This is a genomic window from Pseudomonas sp. GNP012, assembly GCF_054343835.1.
The window spans coordinates 36,712-50,303 of sequence record NZ_JBTGUU010000001.1 but is presented as its reverse complement, the minus strand read 5'-3'; the positions used below and the strand labels follow the sequence as shown (position 1 = coordinate 50,303).

Below are 13,592 nucleotides of genomic sequence, written 5' to 3'. Positions count from 1 at the left end.
GTGTCCGCCGCAATGCGCCGCTGAGTCCAGCTTCACAGGCCAACAAAATCGAGACCCATCCCGATTCCGGGACCTTTGCGACTGCCCATAAAACCGATAATGCGGGGCTGAGGAAAACACCATGCGTGGACTGTTCACGAGAGGCGGCATTGTGTCCGCAGGATTGCTGGCGGGTCTGTCGCCAGAGCTGATGGCCCAAGGATTTTTCGAAGATTCCCAAGGCAAACTGACCTTGCGCAATTACTACTTCAACGATGGCTATCGCGACGGTGGCGAGGACCGCAAAGAGTGGGCGCAGGGTTTCTTGCTCAACCTGCAATCGGGCTACACCGAGGGTACGGTGGGGTTCGGTCTGGATGCGCTGGGCCTGGCCGGCCTGAAGCTCGATTCCAGCCCGACCCATGCGGGCACCGGTTTGCTGCCGGTGCACGACGATGGCCATGCAGCGGATGGTTTTTCCAGCCTGGGTATCACTGCAAAAATGCGTATCGGCGAGGCCGTGATCAAGACCGGTAACCTGATGCCGAGGATTCCGGTGCTGGTCTACAACGATGGGCGTCTGTTGCCGCAAACCTTTCGCGGTACGCAAATCGAGTATAGCGGCATCCGCGATCTGTACTTGCACAGCGGTCATCTGGACAAGTTCAAGCAGCGCAACTCCACCGACAGCGTCGATATCTATCCACAGGGCTACACCGGTAGCAAAGGCACTGACTTTGATTTTGCCGGTGCCACCTACAAGTTCACGCCCACCCTAAGCGGCACCTGGTATTACGGGGAGATGCGTGAGTTCTACCGGCAGCAGTTTTTCGGTCTGGTGCATAAACAACCGATGGGCAGTGGCAGCCTGACCAGCGATTTGCGCTACTTCATCAGTGGCGATGCCGGTGAGGCACGCAATGGTGCGGTGGATGCCGATATGTTCAGCGGCCTTTTCACCTATCGCCTCGGCGGCCATGCACTTGGTCTGGGTTATCAGAAGGTCAGCGGCGATACGGCATTGCCCTACACCAGCGTGTCGACGGTCTATTCGTTCTCCAATGCAGGCGTCGGAAAGTTCATCCAGGCTGGTGAGCAGACCTGGATGCTGCGCTACGACTATGACTTCGCTGCGTTTGTGCCTGGCCTGAGCCTGATGACCCGTTACTACAAGGGCGAGAACGGGGACTACAAAGGACGCGAAGCCCGGGAGTGGGAATCCGACACCAATCTGCGATATGTCATACAGAGCAGCGCGCTCCAAGGCATAGGCATCGAAGTGCGAAAAGCCACTTATCGTTCTACCTACGCCAGCGATCGAGATAACTATCGCCTGTACCTGACTTATGACATCGCATTGTGGTAACCCATTGACCCGGCCCCACAATCAAAGCTGACAAGGCCCGCCCACTGCGGGCCTTATTGCATCCGGGGTTTGATAATTCATCCCTCACACCGCACCCTGTGGGAGTAACTGTCTTCCCCCTGCCACTCGTCGTCACCCTCTCTCCCGGAGAAGCCCATGCGCCAAGCCCTCCTGATCATCGACGTACAACCCGGCTTCGCCCCGCCGCAGTGGCTGGTCGACGGTATCCGGGCACTCATCGGCACCCTGCCCAGTGTCGCCACGGTCGAGCGTCACGACGAGTCCATAACCCCCTTCGAAAAACAGCTTGGCTGGCACCCCGCACCGGACGATGACAGCCTGATCCCCGCCGACCGCATTTTCATCAAGCACGGCTACGCACCCACGCCGCAAACCATCGACTACCTGAAAAGCCTGAACGTCGAGCGCGTGCTGGTGTGCGGCCTGCAGACCGAAACCTGCTGCCTGGCGGCGGGGTTTGCGCTATTTGATGCGGGGTTGCAGCCGACCTTGATTACGGATTTGACGGTGGGTTCGTCGCTGGACCGGACGGGCGGGTTGGGGGTCAGGCTTTGGGAGCATCATTTCAAGCACACGGTGAAATCTAGCGACCTGTGACTTCACCGCGTCCTAGGACATTTCCCGCAAAACGCATCGCCTTTCATGAACTGGCGGGGCCTCCTTCTCGACGATAGCCTTTCTGGGTCGCTGAAAATCAGCGACCGGCTTTGACAGGCTGAAAACCGGGGCAGCTCCTATAAACAAACCAGGATCTCCATCATGAAAAGCCAAAGCCCCACCCTGCAAAACTCTTCACCTGATGCAACAACCGAATCACCCGACTTATCCAACATCTCCAACACCACCGAACCCGCCATCAGCGCCCGCCTGCGCAACCCCAATCACCTCGACCCGTCAGCCACGTCTTCACCATCCGTCCCGACATAGACACGCCGTCCCTGCTCACCCACGCCAGCGAAACCTTCGCCTCGCTCAACGTCATGAGCACCGATCTTGCCTGCGAGCTTGAGAGTTCGCGTCGCAACATCGCCCTGGCAATCCAGCAACTGGCCGTGCTGGCGCAATTGTTGGTGAACCGGGCACTGGACAACATCGCGCCACTCGACGAAGCAGAGGCTTGAGATGGATCGATACATGCCGATGCCTGACAGACAGGTCAGTCGCCGGGCAAACACTTCGGATGAACCCGCAAAGCCCTTCTACACTCCATTCGCAATCGCCCTAAAATACCCGTCGAATAGGCCCCCATGACCACCCTCACCGACCGTTTTAAGCAAGGCAAGGATGCGCGCAAGAAGTGCTCGCGCAGTTCGCAAGCAGCCTTGGGCAATGTCGATCGCGATCCGATACCGCTGATCAAGGCGTCAAGTGAAGGACGCGTCAAATCGCTGGTGGAGCTGCGTTACGGGCGCATGCTGGTGTCGCCGTTCACCTTCTTTCGCGGCAATGCGCTGCTGCAGGCCCACGACCTGGCGGGCACCTCGCACATGGGGCTGGTTTCGCCGATTTGTGGCGATAGCCACCTGATGAACTTCGGCGGTTTCGCAACGCCTGAACGCAACCTGCTGTTCAGCGTCAACGACTTCGACGAAGCCCACCCCGGGCCGTGGGAGTGGGACTTGAAACGCCTGGTGGCGAGTTTTCTGGTGGCAACCCGCGACTTGCGCCATGGCGAGTCGGTTGAAGACAGCATCTGCCATGAGGTGGTGAGTGCCTATCAGAAAACCATGCTCGAATGCGCCGAACAAAGTTCGCTGGAAACCTGGTACGAATCCATCAGCTATAACGACCTGCTGGCGCAGGCCAACCAAAGCACCCTGGAACACGTGGAACGCGCCATCGAAAAAGCCGAGCGTCGTACCCATGCCGAACTGCTGCCAAAAATCAGCGAACGCGACGGCCATGGGCGTCTGATCATTCGCGATGACCTGCCGGAAATTTTCCACCTGCACAAGAACACCACGCTGCTGGACGCCGATGATGACTGGTTGCGCCTCTCGGACTGGCGTCCGCTCTACGACACCTTCATGCGCGACTATCGCGGCACCCTGCAAGCGGACCGCCGTGAGCTGCTGTCGCGTTTTCACGTACAGGACATGGCCTTCAAGGTGGTGGGCGTCGGCAGTGCAGGCACCCGTTGCCTGGTGGCGCTGCTGACCGACGATCAGCAGTTCCCGCTGTTCCTGCAATTCAAGGAAGCGCGGCGCTCGGTGCTCGCCGGCTACGTGAAGGCCAGGTCGCGGGTGCGCCATGAAGGGCAGCGTGTGGTCGAGGGTCAACGCCTGATGCAGTCGGCCAGCGACCTGTTCCTCGGCTGGACCACCGGGCCCAGCGGGCGGCATTTCCATGTGCGGCAATTGCGCGATATGAAAATCTCCGCCGAACTCGAGACCTTCGATGGCGATGCCTTCGCGGCCTATGGCCGGCTTTGCGGCCGGGCCCTGGCTCGCGCCCATGCCAAGTCTTCGGGGCAGGCGGCGGTGATCAGCGGCTACATCGGCAAGAGCGAGGCATTGGCCGATGCGCTTTATAAATACGCCCAGGGCTATACCGAGCAGAACGAGCGCGATTTCGAGCGTTTCCAGCAAGCCTGCCGCAAGGGCCGTTTACGTGCCCGGTCGGAAGCCGACTTTGCCGCCGATCATTTGCCGTAGCGGTGTCGCTGGCTCTGGTGCGGGGTTTTGATCGAGATGAATTTTTCTTCACCCCACCCTCTCGCGCCAGCCTGTACATTTCGCTCGCTCATTCAAGAAACTACAGTTTGCCCGCCCTCCCGCGGGCTTTTTTTTGCCTGCGAATTCGCTTCGCAGAGCACCGGCTGTTCCAGCCTCGCTCGCCCGTAAAACGCCAGCGCCGTCAGCAAACACGCCAGCCACACGAAGATCCCGGCCCAGAAGGTGTGGGACATGTAGTGCCAGCCTTGCAGCACTCGCGTTGTGCCGTAGATGAAGCCGAGGGTCAGCGAGCCGTACATGATCGCCTTGGAATAGCGCCAGCGATAACGGCGAGCCACGAAGTACAACGCCAGCATGGTGAAACCGCCCGAGGCATGCCCGCCCGGCCAGCAGCGGCCGTCACCGGCAACTTTCAGCAGGTCGAAATTTTCATACCACTCAACGTGCTGCATCTTGCCGCCGTACAGTGTCGTCTCGATCGGGCAATACACGCTGGTGTGGCCCTTGAGGTAGTGAATGACCCCGGTGCTGATGGAAAACGCGAACACCACGTAGAGAAAGTCGCGTCGATGGCGGTTGGCAAAGCGCAGCACCGGTGCGACTTTGATTTTTTCCAGGAAGGCGATGATTTTCGAGTGTTTTTCAGCCTTCAGGCGCGGCCAGAGGAACGACAGCAAGGCGCCGATAATCGCAATTTCGCCGGTCCAGTTCGGGATGATCCGCGCCCATTTGTGGGTGATCTTTTCGAACAGGTGGATCTGGTCCAGCGGGTACGTCTGCGTCACCGGGTCAAAAAAATAGTTGTTGAAGGCGATGTCGATGCGCGTCATGTCGAACATCAGGAACACCACGGCCGCGCAGGCCAGCGGAATACCAAAGTTCACCCAATAAAAGCGGTAGCGGGAGGCGGTCTGCATGCTCAATCCTGATTCAAAGGGAGGGTGAGGTTCAACGGGGTGTAAACGTGGGCCAATCCGATGCTTCGATAAAACCAAGCATGCGCGGACTGTTCGGCGTTTCGGCGGAGACAAACAGAGACGCCCCGTAACCCAGGGTTGAAGTCGTCAGATCGAGGTCTTTTTCCAGTTGCGCCATGCATTCGCTATGGGTCACCAGAATCAGGTTACGCCCGGCCACCTTGTGCGCCAACGCGTCGCGCAGCATGGTGCCCTTGCAACCGACCAGCCAGTCTTCGCCCGCGCCGGCCTTGTTGAACATGAAGCCGGCAGTCTGCGCCGTTCGCAGGATCGGGCTGTGGTAGATATCGGCCTTGTCCAGGCCCAGGTTACGGAATTGCGCCCCAACTTTTGTGGCAACACTGCGCGAACGCTCGGTAATGCCATCGTTGCCGATCAGGCAGGCAGCCGAAGAGTGATCGCAACGTTCGACGTGGCGCACCAGCACGATCAGGTCGCCCTTGGCCCACTCCTTCATCAACGCCTGTGCACCGCGCACATTGCCATGCGCCAGGTCCGGAACGGTGGCCGGTCGCAGTAAAAACACCGTCAACGGGATCACCAGCAGCGCCGAGGCCAACACCACTGCAGCGTTGCGAAAGCGGGCGAAGCGCTTCAGGTCGATCGAGCGTTTTACCCCGAAAAAACTCAGTCTTAATTCCACATCAAGCCGCCTCGCCGGCACGCACCACCTCATCAGATCCCCGGAGGTTAAAGATGCGTGCGTCGGCGGCGGGTGAAACCCGTGTGAAAAAAAGCTTAAAAGCGCTGTAAAGATCTTGTTACAGAATCCGTTTGGAAAAATCCTTTCAGCTCCCGCCATTGCTGCCGATACATCCGGCTTACACAGCTTGGCGGCCCCCAAAAAAAACAATCTTCCAGCCAACCGACGAAAAAAGAAGCACTACGTTCCTGGAGGAATTTGATGAATAGCTGGTTCGGCAACATCAGCGTGAACCTGAAACTGGGCCTTGGATTTGGCCTCGTGCTGGCACTGACCTGCGTCCTCGCCCTGACCGGCTGGACCAGCCTGGGCGGGTTGATCGACCGCAGCAACTGGATGAGCGACATCACCCAGCTCAACGCCGGCCTGACCAAGCTGCGCGTGGTTCGCCTGCAATACATGCTGACCAACGGCGACGAAACCGCCGCGCAGGGCGTGCAGACCACCCTTGACGCCTTCTCGGCCCAGCAACAGGCCCTGCTGGCGAAGTTCAAGAGCCCGGAAAACCTCAAGCTGCTCCGTGAGCAAGGCACCGTGATCGACGCCTACAGGACGTCCCTGGGCAAAATGCGCAACGCTTATCGCGCCGGCAACAGCGCCCGCGACGCCATGAGCGCCAACGCCGAAACCGCCCAAACGCTGATCAATGAGATCAACACCCGCGTGCAGCAAATGCCGCTGAGCGACCAGCGCTTCGAACAGTTCCAGGCCATTACATCGGCCAAGGAAGCGTTCCTGCTGGCGCGTTACGAAGTACGTGGTTACACCGCCACCACCAATACCGAAACCGAGCAAAAAGCGGTCAGCCAACTGGACGCTGCCATCGCCAGCCTGAAACCGCTGAACGCGCAGTTCGCCGACGCCCAGCAAGACGCCCTGCGTCAGCTGGAGACCGCGCTGGGCAACTATCGCAGTGCCTTGCAGGCCTACAAGGCCGCCAGCAATGACGCGGTGCAGGCGCGCAAGGAAATGACCGACCAGGGCGCCGCCATCGTGTCCCAGAGCGATCAGCTGTATCAGATCCAGCTCGACCGCCGTGACGCCGAAAGCGCCCAGGCGCGCACACTGCAACTGATCAGCACGCTGCTGGCATTGTTGGTGGGCATCATTGCCGCCGTGGTCATCACGCGCCAGATCACCCGTCCATTGCGCGAAACCCTGGCGGTGGTCGACCGCATCGCCAGCGGTGACCTGTCCCAGAACGTGCTGGTCACTCGTCGTGACGAACTCGGCGTGTTGCAGCAAGGCATCGCACGCATGGGCGTGACCCTGCGCGACTTGATCAGCGGCATCCGCGACGGCGTGACCCAGATCGCCAGCGCCGCCGAAGAGCTCTCGGCCGTGACCGAACAGACCAGCGCCGGGGTCAACAGCCAGAAAGTCGAGACCGATCAGGTCGCGACCGCCATGCACGAGATGACCGCCACCGTGCAGGAAGTCGCGCGCAACGCCGAAGAAGCTTCGCAAGCCGCTGCGGCGGCGGACGGTGAAGCCCGTGAAGGCGACAAAGTGGTCAACGAAGCCATCGCCCAGATCGAGCGTCTGGCCAGCGAAGTGGTACGTTCCACCGAAGCCATGAGCGTGCTGCAACAGGAAAGCGACAAGATCGGCAGCGTCATGGACGTGATCAAGGCCGTGGCCGAACAGACCAACCTGCTGGCGCTCAACGCCGCCATCGAAGCGGCCCGCGCCGGTGAAGCCGGTCGTGGTTTTGCCGTGGTGGCCGACGAGGTCCGCGGCCTGGCCCAGCGCACGCAGAAATCCACCGAGGAAATCGAAGGCCTGGTGGCCGGCCTGCAGAACGGCACGCAACAAGTGTCCGCCGTGATGAACAACAGCCGCGTCCTCACCGACAGCAGCGTGGCCCTGACCCGCAAGGCCGGCGAGTCACTGGAGAGCATCACCCGCACGGTGTCCAACATCCAGTCGATGAACCAGCAGATCGCCGCTGCCGCCGAACAGCAAAGCGCCGTGGCCGAGGAGATCAGCCGCAGCATCATCAACGTGCGCGATGTGTCGGAACAGACGGCTGCGGCGAGCGATGAGACCGCCAAGTCCAGCGTTGAACTGGCGCGGTTGGGTGGTCAATTGCAGCAGATGGTGAGCCACTTCCGCGTTTGATGAATTCAGGCTCGTCCTGTAGGAGCGAGCTTGCTCGCGATGGTGGTCAACGAAAACGCGTGCATTCTGAATGACCGCGGCGCTGGCAAGTTCTTCGCGAGCGAGCTCGCTCCTACAGGGGAGCTCAGCTCATCCAGGGATCTATCACTTCAACACCGCTGAACTCGAAATCTCGAACATTGCGGGTGGCTATGGCAGCCCCATGGCTTCGGCAAGTGGCGGCAATTTGCGCATCTGCCATTGAAACTGCACGCCCGTTTTCTACAGCACCCGCTGTCAACGCTGCGTACTCAACAGCGGCATGAGCATCGAACGGCAAAATGCGTCCGGCAAAGTCCTCTTCGAACATTGCCATGGCATGGGCTTCAAGTTTTTGTTTGCGCTTGCCAGATGGAAGGCGCGCGATTCCGTGAAGTATTTCTGCCACCGTCACCGCACTGACTGCCAGATCCATTGATGGCTGCGCATCAGCCCAGGCAAGCACCCGGGTTTCAGGCTCCACTCGCATAAACTCTGAAAGAACGTTGGTATCGAGCACTATCATTCAGAAAAATCCACCGCCGTTGCTTTCTCTGAACGCTTTGGCAGATCAAGCTCGACTCCGCCGATGGCGTTGAATCTGTTGCGGATCCTGCTTCCAAGTCCACCGGCGCGATCAACAGTCGTCAAGGCTCTGCCCAGAATCAGGCGAGCCTCTTCTTCCATGGAATGTCCGTTGTGAGCCGCTGTGATGCGCAGTTGCTCCTTGAGCTGATCATCAAGGTTTCGAATCGTGATGCTGGCCATGATGCCTCCTGCAATCAGTGAAATCATTGATTGCAGACTAGCACATTCTGACCGACCAAAACCTGACGAGCTGCCAAGTGGTTAATGGCCTTTTTTACCGCGTCCCACGCTGGCGCAATGCCGACGGCATGAAGTACGCGTCTTCCGGCACCGGTTGGGCGAAGTCCACAGTGCCCTGCTCTTCGTTATCCAGGTTCTGCACGTAGTAACGACGTGCTTGCAAGTCATGGAATACGTCCAGCGCGCTCCAGGTGGTGGGCAGGTCGTAGAAGTTCTTCAGGTAGGCCATCGACACCCGCCACAACTCCCCTCGCCCGTCATATTGATCGACCAACGCGGCGCCCCAACTGTCCTCGTCCAGAAACAGCACGCGCTTGGAATAGATATGCCGCGCGCCTGGCTTGAGCGTGCCTTCGACCACCCAGACCCGGTGCAGCTCATAACGGGTGTATTGCGGGTTGAGGTGGCCCGGTGTGAGCAACTGCGCGTACTTCACCTCAGGGCTGCCGACTTTGTAGTTGTTGTAGGGAATGTAGACCTCTTGCTTGCCCTTGAGCTTCCAGTCGTAGCGGTCCGGCGAGCCGTTGAACAGGTCGGTATCGTCCGCCGTGCGCAGGCCGTCGGACGAGGCGATCGGGGTGTCATACGCGAGGTTCGGCGCCCGGCGCACACGACGTTGGCCGGCATCGTAGACCCAGGCCTGGCGCGGGTCCTTGAGCTGGTCCAGGGTCTCGTGAACCAAGGCCGCACCACCCGCCAGGCGGGCCGGGCTCTTCACGAACGCCAGATAGTAAAACAGGACGTTTTTCAGGTCGGCGAATTGCCCGCCCGGGCGGTAATAGTTGAAGAGCCCCTCCTGTTGCGAGGTCACAAGCGCGAAGCTGCCGTTGCGTTGTACCGGCGCTTCCGAGGCACGACGGACCACATAGATACCGCGATAACGGGTGATGTGGTTCCACAGCACCTCGACCCCGTCCTTGGGCACCGGGAACGGCACACCGCCATAGGCATCGGCAAAACCGGTGCCGCCATCGAGCAGCTTGGTCGCGGTCGCATTCTTCAAGGTGTTGTCATACAGCCACTGCGGCGCCGAGCCAGAGCGGCGTGAGGGATAGACCGGCATCTGGAAGGTGTCGGGGTAGCTGTTGAACAGGGCGACCTGACCCGGGCTGAGGTGGGCCTTGTACTGTTCAAGGTTGGCCTTGGTGATGGTGAACAGCGGCTTGTCCGCCGCATACGGGTCCGGGTGATGCTGGCCTGGCTTGTAGCCCGCCGGCGCCTGGGTGATGCCGCCGGTCCAGGCCGGAATGGTCCCGGCGGCGTTGCCGACACGCTCGGCGCCCAATGGGGTCAGGGTGGTTTTCAGTTGTTCGGCCAGCTGGGGCGTGACCGCGGCCAGCGCGCTGCCGGCGGCCAGGCTCAGGAACAGCGCCAGCGTGGTCTTGGTCAGTTGTGAAGTGTGAAACATGATCGTTCTCCGAAATACACAAAAGATCCAATGTGGGAGCGGGCTTGCTCGCGAAGAGGGCGGCACATCCAGCACAGGTGTCGCCTGATAAACCGCATTCGCGAGCAAGCCCGCTCCCACAAGGGGGGGTGTGCGCAACAATCAAAGGAAGTACTTGAGGTTGAAGCCGATGTTGTCGCGGTCACGCAGGCCGTTGTCCTGCCCGCCGCCATAGAACTCGGTGTATTGCAGCTCGGCCTCCAGCCTGTTCTGGTAGTTGGCCTTGATCCCCAGGGTGTAGGCCTTGCGACCCTCGATGACGTTGCCCGCCTGATAGCTGTTGCCCTCGAAGTCATCCTTGTAGACGACATAGGGCGAGACGTTGACCCCGGCATACACGTCGTTCCAGGTGCCGTTGAGCATCGCGGTGTAGCTGTAGGAGTTGCGGTTGACCTGGTCGCCGCGCTCGCCACCGGACACATAGGAAAAGTTGCCGGTGCCCGCGTAGTAACGGTTACTGCCGTCATAAGCGGTGTATTGCAGGCTGCTGCCGCGCAGGTGCTCGGACGCCAGCTCGAATACGCCGAACATCGAGTCGAATGACAGGCTCGGGCCAAAGTTGTAAATGGTGCCCAGGGACGTGTTGAACGCTTCCACGCGCTCGGCGTTATTGATCTGGCTGTCGAGCGTGACCTGCTGCCCGCCGATGTTGATGGTCTGGCCACCTGCCGCTGCGGCGGCGCCGTTGGCCAGGTCGCCGATCAGGTCGTTGGTGGCGGCGACCCCGATGGGCAGGTTCGGCCGATACGCCACTTCACCGAACACCGACGCCTGGCCCAGGGTGGTGTTGAAACTGAAGCCGTACATGCGAATGTCTTCGGCGTAACGCCGGTGCGCCTGAATGTTGCCCAGCACATCCACGGTCGCCAGGCCGTTGGCCAACTGCCCCGCCTGACTGCCGGCGACACCGGCCAACAGGTTGGTCAGGGCATTCATGTCGATGCCCTGGTACCCGCCCAGGTCGGCGGAAATGGTCGGCTCCTTGGCGTGGTAGTTGACCATGTACAACCCGAACTCGGTGCTGTTGAGTTCTTCTGCGATGTAGCGAAAGGCGAAACCGAACTGGCCGTCGTTGCGCGCGTTGAAATCCTTGCCGACCGTGGCCACCTTGACGGTGTTGCCAAAGGTCGGGGTAACCCCGTTGGCATACAGGCCGGTGGTGCTCAGGGCCTGGTTGAGCAGCGGGTTGTTGCCTAGCGCGCTGTACAGATCGATCACGTTACCGAAGCCAGGCACCGGGGTGTCCAGCGCGGTACCGCTGAAGTTGTTGTAGGCGGTGTTGCCGCCGTCGGCGAACAGGTCCGTCTGCGAGTAGAACGTGCCGACCGGGTCGATGCGGGTTTCCTTCCAGTTGGTCTGGTAAAAGCTTTCCATAGTCAGGCTGTCGGTCAGGCCGATGTTGAAGCTGAGCGCCTCTACCGGGACCAGCACTTCCTTGACTTCGGCCCCGGGCAGACGGTACTTGGCCGCATCCACCGGGTTGGTGGTGTTGATCCCGCCACGGTAGAAAATCCCCTCGCCCCAGTTGAACACCTGGCGCCCGATACGTGCAGTGACCGGCATCTGCGCCACGTCCCAATTGCCATAGAGGTAGGCGTCGAGCAACTCCGCCCGGCTGCCGGCGATATCGCGGGTCTGGCTGGTGAAGTGGTCGTCCTGCGGGTAACTCTGACTGGGTTGCGACGGATTGTTGTTGCGGTAGTAATCGTTGCGTTTGTCCATCAGTTGGGTGTCATAGAACGCGGTACCGCGCACGAACATCCCGTAATTCTGATAGTTGGCCTCGAGCTCCGAGGTGATCTTGTACACCTCGGAAACCAGCCCGGTGTCGAAGTTGCGATTGCCGTCGTTGGTGTTGACGTCGTCGTTGTTCTTGTCCCGGCCCTGAACCCGCCACAAGCGGCCATAGGACAAGGTACTGTCGAATGAACCGGTGACCTGGTTGTCCAGCACGCTGAATTCCTCGGCCTGCACGCCGTCGACCGCGCACAGTTGCAGCAGCCCTGCCAGGCCCACACCGGGAAGCGCCGCGCTAGACAGGCGAAATCGAGTGCTCATGATCTGTTCCTCTTTCCCTGGATTTATTGTTGTTGTGTGCGTTACTGCGATGGCTGGGGCGCCAATCCCGCACCGGCATAAATCCGGCTGTGCGCGCCGAAATGGCCCAGCAGTTTGAACAGCTGTTGATTGAGTGCCGGATGGTCGAAGTCTTCGCGCTGCAGCTGATTACCGCTGCTGAAATCACCGGTGACCGGTGCGGTGTCCAGCCACTGGCCGATGGCTTCGTCGAACGCTGCGGACGCGTCGACGGACTCGGCACTCACCACTTCGCGCAGGTAATCCACCGAGTACGGCGGGTATCGGGCGTCCTGGGCAGAATCGGCATAGGCGTCGAACATCGGATGGGGCTGGCCCGTGCGCAGCAAACGACGCAGCCAGCTCGACTGATACTTCTCCACTTCCATGTGCCGGGTCGCAACGCGCTCGATGGACGCCTGCTTGTCGGCCGCGAAACCGGCCAATGCCTTGCCTTCCAGCAGAAGAAGACTGGCGAGATCGACACCGGGCAATGGCTTGGCGTGATAAGGCTGGGTCAGGTCCTGAATGTGGTGCAGGCCCCAGCCGAGAAAGCGATAACCCCAATATGGATGGCCGGTGGCAAAGGCCAGTCGCGCCAATCCCATGTATTGATAGGCGCGCCAGTCGGGCCAACTGCGTTGGAGAAATCCGGCAGCGGCGTACACCACCGGGCTCTCATGGAAGAATCCCATGTGGAACGGCGCCTGGGAGCTGTACTGAAACCGCGCGTCACCGAAGGGCTGCGGGCCGAAGCCGTACAGCGCGCCGACGTCGCCGGGGTTGTCGCTAAACAGGTTGATGTCGTGGCCGTAATCCGGCTCATCGGCGGCGCTGACCAACACGGCCAGGGGCGCGACTTGTTCGTGGTCAGCGACAACGATGAAGCGCTGGCGATTCCACGGTGACAGCGTCTGCTCGACCATGACCTGCTCGGCCTTGAGGTGCTCACGCTCGGGTTGATCCTTGCCCGGCATCGGCTGGATGACCATCGCCAGATGAATCCCGGGATTGATGCGCAGTGCGGTGAGGAAGTCGTGGCGCAGATTGTCCCCGGGCACGGCTGGTAATCGCAGGTTGTCGGGGCGCGGCGGGTACTGGGCGAAGTGCTCGCGGGCGAAGCGCTCCTGCTCGTCGAGCAACGCGCTCACCGCCTCGTATTGTTGCCAGAGAAACTGCTCCAAAGGCTCGACTTCGACCTGCGGTGCATCGCGCAAGGCCGGCAGGTCCTGCAGCGCCAGGTAGCTGCCCACCGTATGGTTGGACCAGCCCCACGCCAGCGGCGCCGTCCCACAAAGCAGCAACAGGAGGAATGTCAGCTTCATTGCCTGGTTCTTATTGGATGTGCAGTGAGGGTTGAGCCTAACAACCGACCCTGCCC

General features: G+C 60.5%; 11 protein-coding genes and 2 pseudogenes. 6 read left to right on the top strand and 7 right to left on the bottom strand.

What is annotated here, in order from left to right; genetic code table 11:
- The first annotated feature begins 121 nt into the window (after nt 1–121).
- From ACXX83_RS00205 to ACXX83_RS00190, 4 genes and pseudogenes are all read left to right on the top strand, one after another.
- On the top strand, nt 122–1,345 hold the full coding sequence (locus tag ACXX83_RS00205) for an OprD family porin (protein WP_458547306.1): 1,224 nt from the start codon (nt 122–124) through the stop codon (nt 1,343–1,345).
- 156 nt (nt 1,346–1,501) lie between these two features.
- The gene (locus ACXX83_RS00200; RefSeq protein WP_126049175.1) at nt 1,502–1,963 is read left to right on the top strand and encodes an isochorismatase family protein; all 462 of its coding nucleotides are present in this window, start codon (nt 1,502–1,504) and stop codon (nt 1,961–1,963) included.
- Nucleotides 1,964–2,125: 162 nt separating this feature from the next.
- Nucleotides 2,126–2,487, top strand: a pseudogene (locus ACXX83_RS00195) (DUF6124 family protein).
- A 126-nt stretch (nt 2,488–2,613) separates the two neighbouring features.
- Nucleotides 2,614–4,020, top strand: a complete 1,407-nt coding sequence (locus tag ACXX83_RS00190; protein ID WP_458547305.1) for a DUF2252 domain-containing protein — start codon at nt 2,614–2,616, stop codon at nt 4,018–4,020.
- 92 nt (nt 4,021–4,112) lie between these two features.
- Here ACXX83_RS00190 and ACXX83_RS00185 read toward each other — a convergent pair whose 3' ends face one another.
- Nucleotides 4,113–4,958 carry a phosphatase PAP2 family protein gene (locus tag ACXX83_RS00185; protein WP_458547304.1) on the bottom strand — a complete coding sequence of 282 codons (846 nt, stop codon included), beginning with the start codon at nt 4,956–4,958 and terminating at the stop codon, nt 4,113–4,115.
- A gap of 31 nt (nt 4,959–4,989) precedes the next feature.
- Entirely contained in the window at nt 4,990–5,661 is a 672-nt protein-coding gene (gene pmrG, locus ACXX83_RS00180; protein ID WP_458547303.1) for a lipopolysaccharide core heptose(II)-phosphate phosphatase PmrG, read from the bottom strand.
- A gap of 261 nt (nt 5,662–5,922) precedes the next feature.
- Between pmrG and ACXX83_RS00175 the strand changes: the two are divergent.
- Nucleotides 5,923–6,936: pseudogene (locus ACXX83_RS00175) on the top strand (methyl-accepting chemotaxis protein); the annotation flags it as partial.
- A 42-nt stretch (nt 6,937–6,978) separates the two neighbouring features.
- Nucleotides 6,979–7,842, top strand: a complete 864-nt coding sequence (locus ACXX83_RS00170) for a methyl-accepting chemotaxis protein (RefSeq protein ID WP_371317832.1) — start codon at nt 6,979–6,981, stop codon at nt 7,840–7,842.
- A 124-nt stretch (nt 7,843–7,966) separates the two neighbouring features.
- On the opposite strand, the gene ACXX83_RS00165 is transcribed toward ACXX83_RS00170, so the two are convergent.
- The 5 genes from ACXX83_RS00165 to ACXX83_RS00145 form a co-directional block, all read right to left on the bottom strand.
- Nucleotides 7,967–8,386 carry a type II toxin-antitoxin system VapC family toxin gene (locus ACXX83_RS00165; protein WP_458547302.1) on the bottom strand — a complete coding sequence of 140 codons (420 nt, stop codon included), beginning with the start codon at nt 8,384–8,386 and terminating at the stop codon, nt 7,967–7,969.
- The gene (locus ACXX83_RS00160) at nt 8,383–8,628 is read right to left on the bottom strand and encodes a FitA-like ribbon-helix-helix domain-containing protein (RefSeq protein WP_217837135.1); all 246 of its coding nucleotides are present in this window, start codon (nt 8,626–8,628) and stop codon (nt 8,383–8,385) included. The genes ACXX83_RS00165 and ACXX83_RS00160 overlap by 4 nt, the downstream gene beginning before the upstream one ends.
- 94 nt (nt 8,629–8,722) lie before the next feature.
- The gene (locus ACXX83_RS00155; protein ID WP_458547301.1) at nt 8,723–10,096 is read right to left on the bottom strand and encodes a DUF1329 domain-containing protein; all 1,374 of its coding nucleotides are present in this window, start codon (nt 10,094–10,096) and stop codon (nt 8,723–8,725) included.
- Between the two features lie 141 nt (nt 10,097–10,237).
- On the bottom strand, nt 10,238–12,193 hold the full coding sequence (locus ACXX83_RS00150; RefSeq protein ID WP_458547300.1) for a DUF1302 domain-containing protein: 1,956 nt from the start codon (nt 12,191–12,193) through the stop codon (nt 10,238–10,240).
- A 41-nt stretch (nt 12,194–12,234) separates the two neighbouring features.
- Entirely contained in the window at nt 12,235–13,536 is a 1,302-nt protein-coding gene (locus ACXX83_RS00145) for a phospholipase C/P1 nuclease family protein (protein ID WP_458547299.1), read from the bottom strand.
- Nucleotides 13,537–13,592 lie beyond the last annotated feature (56 nt).